Annotated in this window: 19 protein-coding genes; 4 read left to right on the top strand and 15 right to left on the bottom strand. The window is 32.2% G+C overall.

Annotated features, from left to right (window positions below):
* Positions 1–58: 58 nt before the first annotated feature.
* On the bottom strand, positions 59–2,371 hold the full coding sequence (locus QZQ55_RS06440) for a glycoside hydrolase family 3 N-terminal domain-containing protein (protein WP_295091299.1): 2,313 nt from the start codon (positions 2,369–2,371) through the stop codon (positions 59–61).
* A 253-nt stretch (positions 2,372–2,624) separates the two neighbouring features.
* Here QZQ55_RS06440 and QZQ55_RS06435 point away from each other — a divergent pair, with 253 nt between their 5' ends.
* Both QZQ55_RS06435 and QZQ55_RS06430 read left to right on the top strand, forming a co-directional pair.
* Positions 2,625–3,977: an MATE family efflux transporter gene (locus QZQ55_RS06435; RefSeq protein WP_295091296.1), complete on the top strand. Its 1,353-nt coding sequence runs from the start codon at positions 2,625–2,627 to the stop codon at positions 3,975–3,977.
* Positions 3,978–4,110: 133 nt separating this feature from the next.
* Positions 4,111–4,998: a hypothetical protein gene (locus tag QZQ55_RS06430; RefSeq protein WP_295091293.1), complete on the top strand. Its 888-nt coding sequence runs from the start codon at positions 4,111–4,113 to the stop codon at positions 4,996–4,998.
* 74 nt (positions 4,999–5,072) lie between these two features.
* On the opposite strand, the gene QZQ55_RS06425 is transcribed toward QZQ55_RS06430, so the two are convergent.
* Positions 5,073–5,225 carry a hypothetical protein gene (locus tag QZQ55_RS06425; protein WP_295091290.1) on the bottom strand — a complete coding sequence of 51 codons (153 nt, stop codon included), beginning with the start codon at positions 5,223–5,225 and terminating at the stop codon, positions 5,073–5,075.
* A 145-nt stretch (positions 5,226–5,370) separates the two neighbouring features.
* Here QZQ55_RS06425 and QZQ55_RS06420 point away from each other — a divergent pair, with 145 nt between their 5' ends.
* Complete coding sequence (locus QZQ55_RS06420) at positions 5,371–6,711, top strand: dicarboxylate/amino acid:cation symporter (protein WP_295091287.1); 1,341 nt, start codon at positions 5,371–5,373, stop codon at positions 6,709–6,711.
* A 576-nt stretch (positions 6,712–7,287) separates the two neighbouring features.
* Here QZQ55_RS06420 and QZQ55_RS06415 read toward each other — a convergent pair.
* The 3 genes from QZQ55_RS06415 to QZQ55_RS06405 form a co-directional block, all read right to left on the bottom strand.
* Entirely contained in the window at positions 7,288–8,856 is a 1,569-nt protein-coding gene (locus QZQ55_RS06415; RefSeq protein ID WP_295091284.1) for an SIR2 family protein, read from the bottom strand.
* A gap of 280 nt (positions 8,857–9,136) precedes the next feature.
* Positions 9,137–9,721, bottom strand: coding sequence for an ImmA/IrrE family metallo-endopeptidase (locus tag QZQ55_RS06410; protein WP_295091281.1), 585 nt, complete (start codon positions 9,719–9,721; stop codon positions 9,137–9,139).
* Positions 9,706–10,611 carry a DNA-processing protein DprA gene (locus QZQ55_RS06405; protein ID WP_295091278.1) on the bottom strand — a complete coding sequence of 302 codons (906 nt, stop codon included), beginning with the start codon at positions 10,609–10,611 and terminating at the stop codon, positions 9,706–9,708. The genes QZQ55_RS06410 and QZQ55_RS06405 overlap by 16 nt, the downstream gene beginning before the upstream one ends.
* 113 nt (positions 10,612–10,724) lie before the next feature.
* Here QZQ55_RS06405 and QZQ55_RS06400 point away from each other — a divergent pair, with 113 nt between their 5' ends.
* Positions 10,725–10,946 (top strand): DUF6718 family protein, encoded by a 222-nt coding sequence (locus tag QZQ55_RS06400; protein WP_295091276.1) that lies wholly within the window; start codon positions 10,725–10,727, stop codon positions 10,944–10,946.
* A gap of 84 nt (positions 10,947–11,030) precedes the next feature.
* Here QZQ55_RS06400 and QZQ55_RS06395 read toward each other — a convergent pair whose 3' ends face one another.
* The 10 genes from QZQ55_RS06395 to QZQ55_RS06350 all read right to left on the bottom strand — a co-directional run bounded on the left by QZQ55_RS06395 (position 11,031) and on the right by QZQ55_RS06350 (position 19,513).
* The gene (locus QZQ55_RS06395; RefSeq protein ID WP_295091273.1) at positions 11,031–11,948 is read right to left on the bottom strand and encodes a DUF3990 domain-containing protein; all 918 of its coding nucleotides are present in this window, start codon (positions 11,946–11,948) and stop codon (positions 11,031–11,033) included.
* Between the two features lie 26 nt (positions 11,949–11,974).
* Positions 11,975–12,334: a hypothetical protein gene (locus tag QZQ55_RS06390; protein ID WP_295091270.1), complete on the bottom strand. Its 360-nt coding sequence runs from the start codon at positions 12,332–12,334 to the stop codon at positions 11,975–11,977.
* Between the two features lie 27 nt (positions 12,335–12,361).
* Positions 12,362–12,538 (bottom strand): shikimate kinase, encoded by a 177-nt coding sequence (locus tag QZQ55_RS06385; RefSeq protein ID WP_295091267.1) that lies wholly within the window; start codon positions 12,536–12,538, stop codon positions 12,362–12,364.
* 135 nt (positions 12,539–12,673) lie between these two features.
* Positions 12,674–13,618 (bottom strand): NmrA family NAD(P)-binding protein, encoded by a 945-nt coding sequence (locus tag QZQ55_RS06380; RefSeq protein WP_295091264.1) that lies wholly within the window; start codon positions 13,616–13,618, stop codon positions 12,674–12,676.
* Between the two features lie 183 nt (positions 13,619–13,801).
* Positions 13,802–15,400 (bottom strand): ABC-F family ATP-binding cassette domain-containing protein, encoded by a 1,599-nt coding sequence (locus tag QZQ55_RS06375; RefSeq protein ID WP_295091261.1) that lies wholly within the window; start codon positions 15,398–15,400, stop codon positions 13,802–13,804.
* Positions 15,401–15,669: 269 nt separating this feature from the next.
* Positions 15,670–16,323 (bottom strand): PBECR4 domain-containing protein, encoded by a 654-nt coding sequence (locus tag QZQ55_RS06370; RefSeq protein ID WP_295091258.1) that lies wholly within the window; start codon positions 16,321–16,323, stop codon positions 15,670–15,672.
* Positions 16,324–16,768: 445 nt separating this feature from the next.
* On the bottom strand, positions 16,769–17,119 hold the full coding sequence (locus tag QZQ55_RS06365) for a type II toxin-antitoxin system RnlB family antitoxin (protein WP_295091255.1): 351 nt from the start codon (positions 17,117–17,119) through the stop codon (positions 16,769–16,771).
* Between the two features lie 89 nt (positions 17,120–17,208).
* Complete coding sequence (locus tag QZQ55_RS06360) at positions 17,209–17,919, bottom strand: hypothetical protein (RefSeq protein WP_295091253.1); 711 nt, start codon at positions 17,917–17,919, stop codon at positions 17,209–17,211.
* Positions 17,920–18,077: 158 nt separating this feature from the next.
* The gene (locus QZQ55_RS06355; RefSeq protein ID WP_117459645.1) at positions 18,078–18,794 is read right to left on the bottom strand and encodes an amidohydrolase family protein; all 717 of its coding nucleotides are present in this window, start codon (positions 18,792–18,794) and stop codon (positions 18,078–18,080) included.
* Complete coding sequence (locus QZQ55_RS06350; protein WP_295091250.1) at positions 18,791–19,513, bottom strand: amidohydrolase family protein; 723 nt, start codon at positions 19,511–19,513, stop codon at positions 18,791–18,793. Before QZQ55_RS06350 ends, QZQ55_RS06355 begins: the two co-directional genes overlap by 4 nt.
* Positions 19,514–19,569: the final 56 nt, after the last annotated feature.

Here is a 19,569-nt window from a genome sequence, read left to right as displayed (position 1 = left end):
TCAGCAAACAGTGCTCTTAATTATTTGCACTGTCTACTGGGAGGTCATCATATCATTATTAAGCTCTTTTTTTCTTAAGAAAGATAAATGCAACACAAGCAAGACCCATTAATGTAACAAGTGGTAGGATAGCTGTGCTATCACCTGTTTTTACATTATCCTTCTTAGTGTCTTCTTTCTTTATATCTTCTTTCTTAGTGTCATCTTTCTTAGGTTCTTCTGGTTTAGTTTCTACAGGTTTTTCTACTAAAGCATCCATAGCAGACTGTAATGAAGCAATCGCTTCATCAATCTTCTTCTGAGATACACCATTAGTTTGAGATACTTCTTTTGCATCAGATAATGCTGATACAAGTTTATTCCATGAATCTTCTGTATATTTAGTAGAGTCTAAGTTTTCAGCCTTAGCGATTAAGTCATTTAAAGTATCTTTGTTAAGTAATGATTTATAAGAGATACCATAGCCATGCTTATACTTGATTGTATCTGTATAGAGCTTAGTAGTCTTATCATATACAGGAACATTAACTGGAAGTGTTCCCTGAGCACCAAATGTACCTAAAGCCACTTCAATACCTGCAATAATGTTAGGTCCATAAGCAGCTTTAGAAGATGTAACTCCACCAACGATTGCTTCAGTAACATCTACTGAAGAACCTTTACATCCATAAACAGCTAAAATAGCATCTGCATTAGCGTACATCTGTACATCATATGGCTTGTCTACTGACATAACGACAGACTTCTTACCCTTTTCATGAGTATAGTCTACGATACCTTCTGCATAAGAATATAACCAATGATTAGATGAGATGCGGCTTGCAGAACTGATTTCTGAGTTGACGAATACTGTATCAGCCCAATCAATGTTTTCTTTTACAGCATCCATATTAGAACCGTTATATCTTAATACTTTTACTTCTGCAGATTCAGGAATTAATCCTGCTTCTTTTGCACGGTTATAACCCATGATCATCTGTGCTCTTTCATTGTCATATGGACAAAGCATGAGGATTTTCTGGTTTTCTCTAACAACTAGAGGTAAAGTGTTGTTTTCATTCTTTACAACAGTAACAGCTGCAGCTGCGATTTCTCTTTCAGTTGCTCTATTAGTAGCATTACCTACTGTTGATAATGCTTTGTTTAAAGAGTAATCAGATTCTTTCCAATCTAAGATGCCTCTGTTTTCTTTAACTGTGAGGATTCTTCTGCATCCATCATCTAATCTAGATTCAGAGATTTCACCATTATTAACGGCTTCTTCTACATAATCAATAATTGAATCTAGTTTCTTAACATCTTCTTGATTGTAAAGAACTGTAGGCATACAAATTAAATCAGCACCTGCTTCAATGGCTAGCTTAACTGCCTGTGATTCACCAAATGTATTCGCAATAGCTTTCATGTTCATAGCGTCAGTAGAAACAACGCCCTTAAAGCCCATTTCACCCTTTAGAAGATCAGTGATGATTGCTTTTGACATAGTTGCAGGTTTCTTTTCTTCATTACCTGTTGTTTCTGAAACAACAGTTGTGTTATCTAATTGTGGATATAAGATATGTGCAGTCATGATCATTTCAATACCCTGATTAATCGCAATCTTATATGGTTTTAATTCATTATTTAATAATTCTGCTTTTGATTTGTTTACGATTGGTAAACCATAATGTGAGTCAGTGGCTGTATCACCATGACCTGGGAAGTGCTTAGCACATCCAATAACGTTATAGTCTTTCAAACCAGCGATTGTTGCAGAAGCCATATTCCCTACTACATCTGCATCATCACTGTAACTTCTTAAACCGATAACTGGGTTGTTGGCATTATTATTAACATCAACAACTGGTGCTAAGTTCGTATTAACACCAATACTACTTAATTCACTACCAATAATCTGGCCTGCTTTTTTTGCATACTCTGTATTATGAGTTGCTCCTAGTGCCATATTACCAGGTAATGCTGTACCTGAACCTAAACGGTATACACTACCACCTTCCTGGTCAGTACTAATTAATAGTGGAATACCACCATCTTTTGTAGCTGCTTTCTGCATAGCCATACTTAAATTATAAGATTGTTCTGTTTCCTGGATGTTTTGAGCAAAGTAAATAAGTGCTCCAAAATCATAGTCTTCGACAATCTTTTTGACCTGGTCATTCATCTTAGTAAATTCATGACCTGTAGTCTGTGCCCCATCACTTAAGTCCTCATCCCAGTAACGGAAGTCTACCATAAGCATCTGCGTGATCTTTTGTCTTGTACTCATATTAGAGAGTAATTGATCCACTCTGCTTGTGGCATTAACTTTTGATGGTAAAGCCATTGAGAGTGCCATAGCTGTACTAAGTGCTATAGCGGATACCTTCTTCATATCGTTTTCTTCTCCTTTCGAATGTATCTAACATAATCATTGTAGCGCTTACATGTTACTTATGCAACATATATTTCATTTTATTTCTTTTAGTAGCGTAATTTTATTTTAATATAGTATATCTCACTATACATAGTAAAAAAGCATGATATACAGAAGATAATATGAATTATACTATTTCAACATTTGAAAAAGAACTGTATTTTTGCAATATATATGAGATAGTTAAGATTGTGTTAAGGGAGATGGTTTTATGGAAGAAAGGAATAATTTTGCAAAGGGAAAAGTTTCTACACATATATTATCTATTGCAGGACCAATGATCGTAGCACAGTTGATTAATGTGCTCTATAATGTGATAGATAGAATATATATAGGACGTATTCCTCATACATCAACACTAGCCATGGGAGGACTGGGAATATGTCTTCCTATTATTTCTATAGTAATTGCGTTTGCGAATCTTTTTGGTATGGGTGGTGCCCCACTTTGTTCGATTGCGAGAGGTAGAGGGAATAATAAAGAAGCAGAAAAGATTATGGGAAATGCTTTCTGTTTGTTAGTACTATTTGGGATAGGTTTAATGATTATTGGTTTTCTTTTTAAAGAGAAGATCTTATGGCTTTTTGGTGCGAGTAGTCATACATTCAAGTATGCGAATGATTATTTGACTATATATTTATTAGGGACTGTATTTGTGTTAATAGGACTAGGTATGAATAGTTTTATTAATAGTCAGGGGTTTGCGAAGATAGGAATGATGACAGTACTGATTGGTGCTGTATTGAATATTATATTGGATCCAATATTTATATTTGTATTGAATATGAATGTAAAGGGTGCAGCACTTGCAAAAGTACTGTCACAGTTTGTATCTGCTTTATGGACAATACACTTTTTAACAAGTGATCAAACGATACTTAAGTTAAAGAAAGAGTGTATGTATTTAAACCCTTATTATGTAAAGCGTATATTCTCTTTAGGGACTGCAGGATTTATGATAGGTATGACTAATTCGATAGTATCTATTGTATGTAATTCTACTTTACAATTATATGGTGGTGATCTCTATATAGCGATTATGACTATTATTAACTCTATTAGAGAAGTTGTACAGTTACCTGCACAAGGGTTTGGAAATGCAGCTCAGCCAGTATTAGGATATAACTATGGTGCTAAGGAATATAAGCGTGTATTATCAGCAATACGTTTTGTGACACTCTTATGTTTTGGAACAATGTTTATTATCTGGGTATTAATTACTGCTTTCCCACAATACTTTATTAATATCTTTACTCATGATCCTCATATTACTAAACATGCAATTATTTATATTAGATTATATTTTGCAGGATTCTTTATGCAATCATTACAGATATGCGGTCAATCTGTGGCAGTAGGACTAGGCAAGTCTAAACAGGCTATCTTCTTTTCTATCTTTAGAAAAGTGATCATAGTAGCTCCTTTGACTATTATTCTTCCGCGTTTTATTGGAATTGAAGGTGTGTTTATTTCAGAAGCAATTAGTAATTTTATAGGTGGTGGCGCTTGTTATATTACTATGTGGTTCACTATTGGAAAAAGCTTAAAGAAAGAGATTTCTTAGAAAAGAGATCTCTTTTTCTATTATTCTTATGTAATACTTGTAAATAATAGAAATATAGTACTTTCTCTATTGCATCAAACTAACAGTAAGAATATCATTGTATATAAGATATATAGTAAGGGAAGGAAAAAATATGAATAAGAAACAGATAATGATAACTACAGGAGCAGTTTTAGTTATTGGTGTAGGTGCTACTGCTTATGCGTTAAGTAACCCTAAATTAGAGCTTAAGACTAATAAGGTGAATGTAGAATATGGAACTGCATATACACCTAAACTTAAGGATATAGTAAAAGATTATAAGGATTTTGATAAATATGATTTAGAAATAATCAATAATATACCTAATGAGAAAGATAAGACTTATCCTGCAGTAGGTAAGTATACTATTACTGTGAAGTATAAAAAGAAGTCTTTGAAACAGAGTGTTATTGTAAAGGATACAAAAGCACCAGAGTTTGTATTACCCGCAAATATGGAGTTATTACAAGGAACTGGTTTAGATACACTTGATTACAATTCTCTCAAGTCTCTAATGAATATTAGTGATCTATCTGAAATAAGTATTGAGATTGATACAAGTAAAATAGATATAAATACTCCAGGACAGTATGATTTTAATGTCACAGTAAAGGACAAGTCTAATAATGAAACCAAGAAGACCGGTAAGGTCACTGTGATTGCAAAACCAGTGATTAGCAATAATGAAGAAGTTGTTCATGAGACAGTGAAGAATAAAGATGGAACTACAAGTGTAAAGACTAAGGTACAGAAGAAACAGAGTTCTAATACAAATAGATCTTATAATAGTTCTTCTTCAAATAACAATAATAAAAGTTCTTCTGGAAGTAGTAATAGTTCAAGTAATTCTTCATCAGGAAGCAATAAAGGATCTATGACATACGAAGATGATCCTAAATATCACTGGAAAGGTGATCATTCCTATGGTGATGGTGCAGAAATTAATGGTGAAGACTTTGATAAGTTAACTGGTGGGGACTGGAAGAACTGGAATTATTAAAAGCAAATATATCTTTCCCTCAGGGAGATTACTGCTAGTGATCTCCCCTTTCTTAAGTAAAACAGTCAGGTATCTTAACCTGACTGTTTTGCATTATCAATAACTTCATTTAGGATTTCATCTAATTCATCAATAGTATAAATCTTCTTACCTGCTTTACGTTCTTCTTCCACTAATAGAAGTTCTTCTCTTAACTTCAACATCTCTTCCCTATGATCAGTATACATGTTTATTTCCTCCTATGCTGATTATTATATCATAGTTCTAAATAAATATATTATGCTCATTCACATTTTTATGAATACTATTTGCATTATATTCTAGATAGTGTATAATAATCTCAATTTTGGGATTAAATTCAGGAGGGTAAAAATGAAAACGAGTAATGGTAAGCAGTTAGCTAAAAAGATGTTAATTGCGATGATTTGTGGTCTTGCCTGTGGGTTTGGCTGCATTATGTTAAGAGAACACTTAGTAAGTAGTGGTCAGACTGATCTTTGGACAAAGATCAATAACTTATTCTTTCAGGATATTACACAGCCTACAGCAACTAAAGCTGTTGGGATCTTCTATATTGTAGGTCAGTTATTTGTTAATTCATTACAGCTTATTATTGTACCTATGGTATTTGTATCTATTACATTAGCTATTTCAACTATCACAGATACAAAGAAGTTAGGTAGAATTTCTACTAAGACTATTTTAACTTTCTTTATTACAACTGTATGTGCATTATGTTTTGCAGGCGTGGTTGCCTCTATTGTATATCGTTTAGGATTCTTTAATGCAGTGGGTAAAGCAGCAGTAACTATCCAGCAGGGTTCTACTGGTTCTAACCCATTAAACATTATTTTAAACATTATTCCTAACAATCTTATTTCAGCTTTCTCTACTAATGGTAACGTATTAGCCATTGTATTTATAGCAGTTGCTATGGGTCTTGCAATGAATACATTAGAAGAAGAAACAAAGACTCTAAAGAAGTTATTCGAAGAAGTGTCTAAGATTATTACTTTATTCTTATCATTTGTAGTTAATAAGTTTGCACCTATTGGTATCTTCTGCTTATTAACAAGAACATTCGCAATTTATGGTATTGATTCATTAAGACCAGCACTTGCTTATGTTGTTACAGTTGTTATTGCATTATTTATGTATTTATTCTTAGCTTATCCAATCTACTTAATGTCTATGGCTAGAGTAAATCCAAAGCCATTCATGAAGAAGATGGTTAAGGTTGCTTTATTTGGTTTCTCTACTTCTTCTAGTGCTGCAACTCTTCCAATCAATAAGAGAACAGTAACTGAAGAATTAGGTGTAGATAATCAGATTGCATCATTTGTATTACCTTTAGGTATGACAATCAATATGGATGGTACAGCAATCATGCAGGTTATTGCAGCTATGTTTATTGCAGCTAGTTCTGGATATAAAGTAACATTCATGTCTATGGCAGTTATTGCAGTACTTGCATTAATTGCATCAGTTGGTACTCCAGCTGCACCAGGTGCAGGTGCTGTTATCCTATTTACTATCTTAACTGGTATGGGTTATACAAACGATGCAGCATTACTTGCATACTCATTAATTCTTTCAATCAATAGACCTATTGAAATGTTAGTTACTTCACTTAATGTAGTTGGTGATGCTTCTACTTCAGTAATTGTAGCTAAGAAAGAAAAGATGATTGATAACGAAGTGTATAAAGCATAAAAGTTGTTTCTATAAAAGGAGTCAGAAAAATCTGACTCCTTTTATAATACCTTAAACGGGCTCCTTACCTCTATATACGCAACAATAAATTTCAATAAACAAGCAAGAATGATGATAAAATCCCCTAAGGTGTAAAAGTAAATTCAACTGGAGAAATGGGAAAGACTAAACTCAACTTTGACTCGCCTAAAGTGGAATTTAACTTTTCACTTTAGACATTTAAAAAATTCAAATAATTTACTTGTAATTTTACGATAAGCATGTATAATACTTATAAAGAGAGCTGGAAGATAAGGTGGCTTTTATAAAGTAGCTTTGTTGAAAGGTTTTCTAGTAAGAAAGAGGCTTCTAATGGTGACCTTTAAAAGGCAGCTTTAATTAGAGGCTTTTTTGCTATGTAAAAAAGAAAGAGCCAGATTGCTCTGACTCCTTTCACTGTATACTTGCAAAATTATGATCATTATGTATAATACTTATGAAGAGAGCTGGAAGATAGGGTAGCTTTTAGAGAGCCGCCTTGTTGAATGGTTTTCTAGTAAGAAAGAGGCTTCTGATGGTGTCCTTTGAAAGGGTGCTTTAATCAGAGGCTTTTTTGCTTTCTCCTTTTAAATAATCATAAATTCTAATCAATCTTCTTAGATTTGTACGAGTAGTTTGTTTTGAATTGCTTAATATATCGTTATCTTGTTCAAACTGAGTTTTTAAATAGTTTTCTAATTCAATCAAATTAATTTGCTCCTTTTTCAAGTAAGCTATATTTAGCATTTGCTTATCTATATCAGGTATTTCCATTAAAATACTTTCTATGTCAATTTGAGGGTGTCTACTACGTGCTCTCTCTATTGTTTTAGAAATAATATCTTCAAAATCTTTTACCAGCAACTTATCAATCCCTTCTATTCTCTGATATTTGTCCTCATATAAAGAATTAACAGGTAGTATACCTGAAACTTGTTTTGCTAGCGTTGGTGCATAATCTAATAAATCTTCAGTATTATATCTGAGATCATGCATCACAATATTTCTATACCATTGATCTGTAGAAATGCCTTTTAATCCATCTAAGCTAATTGTTTCTGTTGTGCCTATAGAAATTACTAATTCATCATTTGAAACTCTATCATCATCAATTGCAGCTACTTTAATATTTTCAGTAGGTTCATTTGATAATGTAAACAAATATAATTCATCTTTTAATAATCGCAGTAAACGAACGGGTATTTTCATTTTCTTTTTGCCGATTGCATTATAAATCAATGAATAGTCAGATAGGGTTATTTTTGTCATTGTAATCATTTTATTATCTTCAAATGCAAATGATGATTCACCAATATCATATCCTTCCATTTCTGCATCATATTCAATAAATATGAATCTTCTTTTCAGTAATTTAACCTGTTCATTTGACATGCATTTTACTATAGAACTTAAAATATCCCTAATATTAGAATCTGAAATAGAATAGCCCATGAAAATAATAGGATACTCCATGAATATAGTAAGTAGCTTAGCAGCCAAATATTCACGCTTCTCTTTAAATTCTTTATAGTCCTTTTCGTTAATAACTATAGATCGAGGATCATTTAGAGAACCATGAATTTTATAAACTTCTGCAATACCTTGTAATTGAGAAAATAAGAGTGCTTGCTGGCCTATATAAATTGTATACTGAGACAAATATGTTTCAAAAAACAAATCATAATTTGTCGTAATAATTCCAGCAATTGATTTTTTCGCGATATTGTTCAATAAAATAACTTCATCTTTTAATTCTGGGCATAACACTGATTTTTGCTTTAAATAATAACTCAGTTCGGCTTTAAATGGAGAACATCCGTTCTCTACCTTTTCAGTATATGCTTCATCTAGAGTTCTAATTTCAGGACTGCGAAACCATTCCTTATTGAAGTCTTCCTCTATAAGTGAAGCTATTTTAGGATTAATACCATATGGATTGTTTTCAAAAGATGCTCGATCTTCATAAGAACGGAATGTAAATGAATCTTTGTTTAATTTAGCAGCCATTACTTTTAACAATCCTATCCAATCAGGTAAATTATAATATCTTCTTGATAATCCTGAACCAACAAACAAAAAAGGTATTGTATCTAAGCTTTCAATAAGCTGTTCAATTGTTTTGCTCATAAAACCATCCTTTCTCACTGATATTTATGTCTAAAACTCTTTTAAGCAATATAATACTCTCCTTGATTCTTTGTCATGGATTATGAAAATACTCTCTTCTAGATACAAAATAAGTCTCCTATATTATCTATACCCTTTATACGTAAAGATTACTTAATAAAAATGCATATTTGTTTTTATCTCTTCCAACTTATAGAAGCATGAACATTCTTGCAATAAAAAATAAGCCAGATTTCTCTGACTTATTCAAACTCACACTCATAAAGAATCCGACACTCCTTTAAAGCTTTGTATTTATCACTTGTTTTATTCGTCTTTGTACTGCAGTTTGGGGTGCATTAAATGTATCAGATAATGCATGAATAAGAAGTTCTGGATTATTAATGTTATGAGATAGCTCAGTATATGCTTCTTTGAAGGATGTTAGAGGCATTAATAAAGCATCCGCAAAACGAATAGCTCTTAGTTCTATATCATTGATTCTATATGTATGAGAATACTCATCAATTGGATTACTATCATAGATATAATGTGCTAACTCATAACATAAAGAGAAAAGAATTTCTTCATCAGTATATTCACTACTTAAAATAATGACCTTATCACTTTTGTATTTATCAATAAGTTGATTTGATATGCCTATTGTTGCTTTAGCATTATAATCATTGAATTTTGTAATATAGATTGTAAAGCCTAAAACTTTCGCAATTTCCATGACTGGTACTCTTCTTTTGTTGAGCTTAAGATTGTATTCTGGATTATTCAAGAGAGTATTAAGTAATTCTTCAGCATCAGTATCTATTTGATTGTAATCAAAGTAATTGAATAAATTATGTTGTTTGTAGTTTTCTATTTCAATACACATTTATGGTCTCCTTCTAATTTATTTAATAGTTCTAATACTTCTTTTATATTCTTAAAGGTATGTGCTCCCTTTTGTATATACTTTCTAGGCCATAAGAGAGAAGATTGTAGTAATGAGTAAGGTATCAAGATGTCTCTACCTTGCTTAATGCAGTGATCTGCTTGTCTTAATGCCCCACTCTTCTCTCCTGCTTCCATGATAATAGTCGCAATAGAAATACCACTCATAGTCGCATTTCTTTTAGGAAAATTCCATTTGTATACTTTATTACAGGGTGGGAACTGTGAGACAACAAGTCCATGTTTTTCAATTGTGAGTTGAAGTTTTTTGTTTTCTTTAGGATAGTACTGGTTAATAGGTGTTCCTATAACAGCTATAGTTCTTCCATTGTTTTTTAATGCTGTTTGGTGGGTCATTGTATCTATACCTTTCGCAAGTCCTGCATTGACTACTATATTTCTTTTTACTAATGCTTTTACAAGTATTTCTGTTTTTTCCATTGCTTCCTTAGAAGCATTTCTACTCCCTACTACACTGACAGACTTTTCATTTAATAAGTGTACATTGCCTTTAAGAAATAAATATGGTGGTGTTGCTTGAATCATAGCTAATAGTTTAGAGTATATCTCATCACCTTTCTTGACTAAAATAACGTCTTCTGGGAGAGCTTTAAAACTATCCTTGACTCTTAGATAGGTATGATAGAAATCCTTCTCTGATACGTGTAATTGCAAGGATAAGTAAGGGATATTATGTATGAGACCACTTCTATAATTGAAGTGATCTAGTTGTACTATGAATTGACTTGTTTTCTTATCATTACAATTGAAATATTGTTGGATTGTATAATACAAAATAGCATCTCTTACATATACATTATCGATATCCATAGTAGCCTCCTTTAGGAGTATTCTATTATTAGAATGAGTGATTATCAAGAGAAGAAAAACACTATTGTGTTCATAATATGTAGATGTATAATCAAGTCAGGAGGTATAGGTTTATGTGTTATCTAGTCGCAAAGAGGATGAATAAAACTGGATGTATTGCATTACAGACAGAGCCTGGAGAAGAAATGGCAAAATTTGCAGATAGAATACAAGAAAGACTTGGGTATGATATAGAAATTATTACTATCAGTAGACCCACTGCCTATGGAGAGTATGAACCATATCATTTTGTAAATAGTTATGAAGAATTTGAGAAAGAAGCAAGTCTACTTTAAAAGGAATCCTGTGATGAGGATTCCTTTTATGCTCTATAGACTAACTTATCCACTTTCTTCAGTCACTCTATTGGTCTTGGAATATTAGTCTGCAATTTCTTCATAATATCTATCTGCTATATATTCCGCTGATTCTGCCCACAGACCGTTTTCTGTTTCCTGCAACGTCTTATATGTTTCCGATTTATAGAAACGTAATACAGCTTCTTCAAAACTGATTTGAAAATGTTCCTGTAATAATTTCACTACATCTCTAATCTGTATACATACATTCATTGTAATATCTTTTCCATTAAAACTATATATATATTCTCTGGCATAAGAAATCCTCCTAACCGGTTTCAGGTATTCTAAGGCTTTTTCTGTATGAAAGGATACCTGATTATTTACTTTACTGTATCGCAATCTCTCCACTGCCTCTTTCGCAGTAAGTATATTAGCAATATATAATTGTACAGTCTCCATGGTATTATCATCAGCTACAGGACCAATCACCACATCATACTCATGCTGTAGACCACCTTTACTTCTATTCAATTTAACAAATTCTAACCATTCTTCATTCAATGTATCAAAACGTTTTACTCGTAATGCAGCTACTTCTTCAAATACAAATTCATACACATAATACCTATCCTTCTTTTCTCTTAAAGAAAGTCGATATGCCCATTCTTTCGATTGGGAACGCAAAATGGTCGTATAAAATCCTTTTCCAAAATCACGACGATTATGTGATTTTTTTAAGTCTATTTTATCAAAATCAGAACATGTGCCATGGTAAACCATTAATTCTCTTGAATCCTCTGCTATCACTTTTTCCACATATTCCATGACTTCTTCAAAACTTATTTGATGAAGATATTCATGCTGAATCAGCATCTTCTCAAAAACCTGATTTTTGTGAAATAATTCGGCTACTTCATCACCGGTAAGATCATATTTTTCTGCATACGTTTCCATTACCTCAATGGATAACATCTCACAATCTGTCTGCACGCTCATCCTTCATCCCCCATTTCTAATTATTTTTATTTTAGTATACCACAATCGTCATTTTCCAAATTATACTCCATGATTATTCTATCCACAACTTCTTCCGGCAAATTGTTATTAACAAATACACGATTGTGTATCCCTATCTTAGCAGTAACCATTCCGTACCAATCTAAATCTGCTTGAATCTCTTTCATATAATAATCTTTGTTCGCATTTTTGTAATTATCATTAGTATAGATCTCGTCATTTTCATCACTAAATATAAGCCTCGAAAAAATATTCTCTGGAGTATCGTACAGCTCAATCAGTAAATTATCATCTGATATAATGCTTGTTTTAAAGTTTTCAATATAAGAAATGGGTGAAATTGCAAAGACAACGTCTTCTTCCATTTTAATAATCTTCTTGATAATACTTCCTCATTTCTGATCTCTCCACCGTAAATTCTCAGTGTTAACAAATTCCTCAAGAGACATTTTCAAGCGGTTTTTCACTTCTTCATCTAAATCGACAAACTTAATATCTAAACGTTCAGCAAGTAATTTCCCCACAGTTGTTTTTCCAACATTAGAAATTCCAAATAAACATATCTTCATTCCTCTGTCCCCCTTTACTGATATTATGCCTTTTATTAATAAAGCGTTCAATACTATTATCTCATTCTAATAGCAATAATATATTTTCCTAGCCTTAAGAAGAAAAAGAGCGGATAATCCGCTCTAGTGTATAGTTTATTTGTCTTGAGAATGTCTTTCACCAATCTGGAATTCTTCATTATGATCAAACATATATCTTACTGAAATAGGTGTGTCTCCTGTTAGTTCAGTGAAGTCTTTTGTATGAATATCCATTTTACCTTCTCTAATAGCCTGTGCAAATGTAACCATGCCATCTGAAGAGAATGGTGCTTCTGAATCCTTTAGGAATACGCCATCAGTTGTTCTAGGAACACCCATTGCATCCCAGATCTGATAGTTTTCTTCATCAGTGACATTTACAAATGGTACATGGTTTCCTGTACTTACATCACCAATAGCACAGAATGTTGAAATAGTCATTAGTTCTAATCCATTAATATTCCATACTTTATGATGAAATTCATTTGATCTATGTAATGCATAAGCTAATGCTTTAGCACAGTCCTTACGAGAAACATAGGCCATTAGACCATCACCTTGTGAATTAGTAAGTGGTGCATTCATGTGAGCGTAAGTAAAGTAGTTAGTAACCATTGCTTCAGCATATTGAGAGTTTCTCATGAACTGATAGTCTAGACCTACTTCCTGAATATATTTTTCAGTATAGATATGGTCTTTCTTTTCTACTGATGGGTTTGTTTCATCATCAGCATTAACTAAAGAAGTATAGATAATCTGTTTTACACCTGCTGCTTTAGCTGCATCTACAGCATTCTTATGTGCATTCTGTCTTTTAACACCAACAAATGGCATAGAGATTAATGCGAGAGCATCAGCCCCTTTAAATGCTTCAACTAATCCATCAGGATTATTAAAGTTAGTTACGTGTGTTTCTACACCCTTTTCAGCATATTTCTTTAGTGAGTCTTCATTGTAACCACAAAAGATTAAGTTTTCTACTGGTTCTAATGTTAGTAATACGTCAGCAGCTAATTGACCTAAGTTTCCATCAACACCAGTTAATAATAGTTTACCCATTTAGTTATCCTCCTATTTCTATAAGTAATATGATAATACTTTTAGAATCTGTTTATAAGTGAGTTTCAGATTTAGAAAATGATTTTTAGCTTCTCTAAGCCTTATAGGATGATACAGGTATTAAGATACTCATCGTATAAGAACCTAGCCTCAAGAAGAAAAAAAGAGCGGTTTAATCCGCTCTTATGCTTCAAGTGTGTCCTTGTATTCTAAATATTCATCGAATGTAGAAAGACGGTCAATTGTACCTTCTGCAGTGAATTCGATAATTCTATTCGCAATTGTCTGAACAAACTGGTGGTCATGACAAGTAAATAGAATGTTTTCTGGGAAACGCATTAAACCTTGGTTTAATGCCTGGATAGATTCTAGATCAAGGTGGTTTGTAGGTTCATCAAAAATTAATACATTTGCATCATGCATCATCATTTTCGCAAGCATACATCTTACCTTTTCTCCTCCTGATAAAACATTCGCTTTCTTTAATGCTTCATCACCAGAGAATAACATTCTACCTAACCATCCTCTAAGTTCCTGTTCATACATGCTGCCATCAGTAAACTGTCTTAACCAGTCTAATAAAGATAATTCACAATCATTAAAGAATGCTGAATTATCTTTAGGGAAGTATGACTGAGTAGTCGTAATACCCCATTTATAAGAACCTTCAAAGTCTTTATCTTCTCCCATGATGATCTTAAAGAATGCTTCTGTTGCTTTATCGTCTCCTACAAAAGCAACCTTTTCATTTGGAAGAATAGAGAAAGAAACATTATTAATAAGAGTTTCTCCATCTACTACCTTAGTAAGGTTTTCTACATTTAATACAATGTTTCCTACTTCTCTACCTGGTTTAAAACCAATAAATGGGTATCTTCTTAGTGATGGTTTCATATCTGCCATTTCTAAGTTATCTAATAGTTTCTTACGAGAAGTAGCCTGTTTTGCTTTAGAAGCATTGGCACCGAAACGTGCAATGAATTCTTCTAATTCCTTCTTTTTAGCTTCTGCTTTCTTGTTCTGGTCTTTCATCTGCTGGATCTGCATCTGAGAATATTCATACCAGAAGTCATAGTTACCTACATATAGCTGAATACGGCTGTAATCAATATCAGCAATATGTGTACATACCTTGTTCAAGAAATAACGGTCATGTGATACTACAATGACTGTGTTCTTAAAATTTAATAGGAAGTTTTCTAACCATCTGATACTCTTTAGATCTAGATGGTTGGTAGGTTCGTCTAGTAAAAGAATATCAGGGTTTCCAAATAAAGCCTGGGCTAATAATACTTTAACCTTCTGGTTACCATCTAAGTCTCTCATATACATGTCATGGTATTCTGTTGTAATACCTAAACCATTTAACATGATTTCAGCATCACTTTCAGCATTCCAGCCATCCATGTCTGCGAACTCACCTTCAAGTTCTCCTAGTCTTATACCATCTTCATCATTAAAATCAGCTTTAGCATATAGCTTCTCTTTTTCCTGCATGATTTCAAATAGTCTCTTATTACCCATGATAACTGTTTCTACAACTTTGTTGTCATCATAAGCAAAGTGGTCCTGTTTTAAAACAGATAATCTCTTATTAGGTTCAATAATTACTTCACCTTTGTTTGGTTCTATTTCACCTGATAATATTTTTAAGAATGTGGATTTACCAGCACCATTTGCACCAATAATCCCATAACAATTTCCTTCAGTAAATTTTACTGATACATCTTCAAATAAAGCGCGATCTCCGTATCTGAGTGATACATTATGTGTTGATATCATAGTCTACATTTCCTTTCGTACAGAGATGTATTATGCCATATTTAGTTGATTATGTCTAGTAAAATTGAGATATAGGTGATAGATAGAAATTGTAGTACTCTTATATAGAGAATGGAGACTAAAAAGACTATATATAGTGATTTTAATACTAAGATTACTATATGTAGTAAATAGAGAGTCTAAGATTACTATATGCATTAGATAGAGGAAATAATAAGTATTAGAACATAAGAAAACCTGATTGTGTGGACAATCAGGACAAGTATTAATTAAATTTGAGTAGTCTTATTTTTATCAAGATCATTAAAAATTTTAACTGAAACTTTTTCTTCCAAATCACAACAGATACTTTTAAGAACTTTATAATTTTTCAAATAAACACAGTTCGAATATTTAGATTTTGAATTCTTTTCTTTAAAAAAAATTGCCAAAATATTTTTCTTTTCATCAGCATTAGTTTGATTATTATTACGCAAACTTCTTGCATGGAGATCTTTTCCAGTAAATGCTACAACCATTTTATCATTAGTACTCTCTATTGCTAAAGGAAAATCTCGCGTTTTTGTATGTAAGTTAACTAAAACTAGATTCGTTTGAGCATTCGCATAAACAATCTTATTAATTTTCGTTATGCGCATAATTTTCTTACGAATCGTACCAAAGTCATAGTGCTGTTGGTTATTAATGTTATTTTCTGCTATAGTTCCTTTAATGCAATTTTTATAAAAATCCAAATCATTTAAATGGGAACGCACACCAACCAAATGAGCAAAATCTCCCTTATTAAATCTCACTTCATTATATTTGCCATCGTTAGTTACAATCAAAAAATCATAAGGTACTAGAAACTTTTCATAAAGTCTTGCACCTGCAATTATATCTCTAATAATTCTTGTTTTATTCGATTTGCTGAGACTGTGCATAAATATAGTTCTCCTTTAGACAAAAAAAGCAGGAAATTACCCGCTTAGTATCATAAAAAAATAACAGGTTTTATCCTGGTCGCCAGGCTCATATATCTGTTCGATATATACTCGGACGAGATTGTTTTTAAGACTATCTCTTGTCTACAGTTTATCTCCTAACTGCAAGGCTCATATATCTATTCGATATATACTCGGACGAGGTTATTTTGAATTCTACCTCTTGAATTCGACTTTTTACGGTGCCTGTTCACCGAGAATGTTACCATTCTTTTTTATAGTTGTAATTTTTTATGAGCAAATGAAAATGTTTATTGCTCAGTCTCTAAGCATAGATTACCACAATTCAGCATTTTGTCAATAAAATCAGTGTGTAATTTCAAAATTTCAAAAATAAGTATATAGGGTTTTCTTATGTGAAAGAACCGCTTCTTGAATTGTAAGATTAATTTAAAAGTTGATTTATCTGTGAATCAGTTAAGATAGAGTTTAATACTATTTCTTTCTTATCTTTTAGGTAGATGTTTGCTAGAGTTTCATAGATTGTATTAACTGAAACATACTTATAAGTATCTAATTCTATCTTTCCTGATTCATTAATATCAAATTCAACAAATCTATATTTATCTATTCCAGTTTTTAAAGCTAGATCTACAAGTACGTGTTTAGGTTTATTTGGATAAGCTTTAAATGATAACTGTTTTAGATACTTGTTGACTGATATTTCATAATCAAGGACTGTAATTAATGCGACGTATTTTGAATCGTTAAGTTTATTTACATATAGTTTTTCCATTTATAATCCCTGCATTCCAAAATGGAATAGAACAATATATACTATCCATTAATTAAGTTCAAGCCATTTCTAAAAATAATCTTAGCAGTTTATTGCTTCCAATGTTTTCTTGAGTTATATACGTTATTTACCGCTTCAATGTAACAAATAAATGAAGGATGATTATGATCGTTTTGTGTTAAGTATCTATTCTTAATACCCTTATATTGTTCTCTGACTAATTTCCACTTTCCATTACTTTTAATATAATCGACTTTAAATTTAATATTTCTAGAATTTGGAGCCATATTCCAATAGTATTCATTAACAGGCCTTCTAGTAACAAGACCAGCATAAATGCTAGCAGCATATGCAATATTGTTAACATTAGTATTACCAGTCTTTTTATGAATTAAACGATAAAAATTTCCATCTTCATCTTCATAAACGATACAAACATCTATTGAAAATAATGTTTTACCTCCTGGAAGATGATGTTTTTTAGTGGTCAATGAGGATTTGGAATCTTCACAATCTCTCCATCCATGTTTTCTAAGAACAATATTAAAAGCTTTTCTAACGCATTCCTTGATATATTTACAATCCCAGTCATCACTTCTGACTATTCTAAGATTATAATCCAAATCTATGGGTTCGTTGGCATTTTGAAGTATTAGATTTCTTGCCCCACTACCAACGAGAGTGACCTCTGCACCTATATTAGATTCTTCCTTTAGGGTATGACATAGGTCTTGCGTCATATCTCCACAACAGGAACGCATGCTGCTTATTAATTTTTTGTTTGTTACATAATTATACATAATAGTCTCCTTTTCATCCCATGCCGCCCATTTAGCTTTTGCTAAATCGTTGTATTATAGCCTATTATCAGTTTAATATCAATATACTATCTAAAACTGGTAAATGAAAATAGACAGATTGGAATGAGGTTCATTCTAATCTGTCTTCTAGTTTGAGGTTATTTCTTCCAGTTTAATACTCTTACAATATTTTCACCTAGAATTTTATTTTGTATCTCTATATCATCAGTGGCTTTCTTGACTAAATCTATGGATAAAGTGAAATCTCCCCATGGTGCATCTGTACCCATCATAATTTTATTAGGATCAATTTCCTTTAATGCTTTCTTCAATGTGCTTAATTGAACACTTGCTGTATCAATATAAACATTCTTTCTTCGTTTAGCTACTCTAATAGCTGCATCAATCGCATCTGGTTCTCCAATATGTGCCATGATTAATGTAACGTTTGGGAATGTTTCTGCCATTTCATCAAATTTACCAGGCATATTGAACATATCAGATTGGCCATGGACAAGTACTGGTTTATTATACTTTTCACAAATCTTGAACAAAGGATCAACAATTTCATGTCTATCTAAAGCAAAACCATGTCTAACAGGATTGAGTTTTAATCCATATAAGTTTAAGTCTCTAAAGCAACGTTCTAATTCTTCTTCTGCCTCCCATTCCCATGGATTAACAACAGCATATCCTATGATTCTATCAGGATACTTCTTTTGCATATCAGCAACATAATCATTATTAATTGTTTCTACCTGGGAAGTAACAACACATGCATCCACACCTGCTTTATCTAACCATTCGATCATTTCTTCAGCAGTGAAGTTAATACCCTTTCTTTTGCCGATATGATTATGAGAATCAATAATCATAATGAGTTCCCTCCGTTCAATAGTTTCATTAAATTCAAGCTGTAAATGTTATTTAATTTATTTTCATCTTTAACTATAGATTCAATCTTTTTCATTTCTAGTTCCATATCTCCTGTAGGAGTATCAGAGCCAAAAATGAGTTGATCTGTTAAATTCTTTTTAACGAGGTTTTTGATTCTGATTCCAAACATTGAAGATGTTTCAATATAAATGTTTTTATATTTCTTAGCAACATTAATAGCTGATGTTGTTTCATACATCTGTCCTCCATGCGCCATAATCAGATTGACTTTTGGGAAAGTCATAGCCATTTCAGCAAACATATTTGGACTAGAATATACATTTGCACCACCAAAGATTAGGATAGGTTTATTATGTTTTTCACATATTTTAAATAAAGGATCTAACAGACTGTGGTCATCTAATGCATAAGCATGTTTAACAGGATGAAGTTTTAATCCATAGATTTCATCAGTTGAAAATGCTTTTTCTAGATCTTCTTCTGATGTAGTAGACCAAGGATTAATTGTTACAAAGCCAAAGAGTCTATCGGGATATCGTTTTACTGATTCAATAACATAGTCATTATCTATCTGTTCGGAAAAGGAAAATACGACGGCTTTATCAATTCCTGCTTCATCCATACTTTTAATAAAATCATCTACACTAACACTTACACCCTTCTTTTTGCCAATATGATTATGTGCATCTATTTTCATTATTTACATCTCCATTCTCCAGGCTACTACCTGATTAAAGAAAATCATTTCTGCTA

The organism is uncultured Catenibacterium sp. (assembly GCF_900540665.1).
GTDB lineage: Bacteria > Bacillota_I > Bacilli_A > Erysipelotrichales > Coprobacillaceae > Catenibacterium.
The sequence above is the reverse complement of the archived record's forward strand: the minus strand, read 5'-3'. Positions and strand labels throughout refer to the sequence as shown.

Bases quoted from the DNA above. Each gene is read 5' to 3' on its own strand.
- QZQ55_RS06360 (WP_295091253.1), bottom strand. From the start codon at position 17,919: ATGTATAATTATGTAACAAACAAAAAATTAATAAGCAGCATGCGTTCC.
- QZQ55_RS06400 (WP_295091276.1), top strand. From the start codon at position 10,725: ATGTGTTATCTAGTCGCAAAGAGGATGAATAAAACTGGATGTATTGCA.
- QZQ55_RS06395 (WP_295091273.1), bottom strand. From the start codon at position 11,948: ATGAGCGTGCAGACAGATTGTGAGATGTTATCCATTGAGGTAATGGAA.
- QZQ55_RS06370 (WP_295091258.1), bottom strand. From the start codon at position 16,323: ATGCACAGTCTCAGCAAATCGAATAAAACAAGAATTATTAGAGATATA.
- QZQ55_RS06430 (WP_295091293.1), top strand. From the start codon at position 4,111: ATGAATAAGAAACAGATAATGATAACTACAGGAGCAGTTTTAGTTATT.
- QZQ55_RS06380 (WP_295091264.1), bottom strand. From the start codon at position 13,618: ATGGGTAAACTATTATTAACTGGTGTTGATGGAAACTTAGGTCAATTA.
- QZQ55_RS06375 (WP_295091261.1), bottom strand. From the start codon at position 15,400: ATGATATCAACACATAATGTATCACTCAGATACGGAGATCGCGCTTTA.
- QZQ55_RS06350 (WP_295091250.1), bottom strand. From the start codon at position 19,513: ATGAAAATAGATGCACATAATCATATTGGCAAAAAGAAGGGTGTAAGT.
- QZQ55_RS06435 (WP_295091296.1), top strand. From the start codon at position 2,625: ATGGAAGAAAGGAATAATTTTGCAAAGGGAAAAGTTTCTACACATATA.
- QZQ55_RS06410 (WP_295091281.1), bottom strand. From the start codon at position 9,721: ATGTGTATTGAAATAGAAAACTACAAACAACATAATTTATTCAATTAC.
- QZQ55_RS06405 (WP_295091278.1), bottom strand. From the start codon at position 10,611: ATGGATATCGATAATGTATATGTAAGAGATGCTATTTTGTATTATACA.
- QZQ55_RS06385 (WP_295091267.1), bottom strand. From the start codon at position 12,538: ATGAAGATATGTTTATTTGGAATTTCTAATGTTGGAAAAACAACTGTG.
- QZQ55_RS06355 (WP_117459645.1), bottom strand. From the start codon at position 18,794: ATGATTATTGATTCTCATAATCATATCGGCAAAAGAAAGGGTATTAAC.
- QZQ55_RS06425 (WP_295091290.1), bottom strand. From the start codon at position 5,225: ATGTATACTGATCATAGGGAAGAGATGTTGAAGTTAAGAGAAGAACTT.
- QZQ55_RS06365 (WP_295091255.1), bottom strand. From the start codon at position 17,119: ATGGAAAAACTATATGTAAATAAACTTAACGATTCAAAATACGTCGCA.
- QZQ55_RS06390 (WP_295091270.1), bottom strand. From the start codon at position 12,334: ATGGAAGAAGACGTTGTCTTTGCAATTTCACCCATTTCTTATATTGAA.
- QZQ55_RS06420 (WP_295091287.1), top strand. From the start codon at position 5,371: ATGAAAACGAGTAATGGTAAGCAGTTAGCTAAAAAGATGTTAATTGCG.
- QZQ55_RS06440 (WP_295091299.1), bottom strand. From the start codon at position 2,371: ATGAAGAAGGTATCCGCTATAGCACTTAGTACAGCTATGGCACTCTCA.
- QZQ55_RS06415 (WP_295091284.1), bottom strand. From the start codon at position 8,856: ATGAGCAAAACAATTGAACAGCTTATTGAAAGCTTAGATACAATACCT.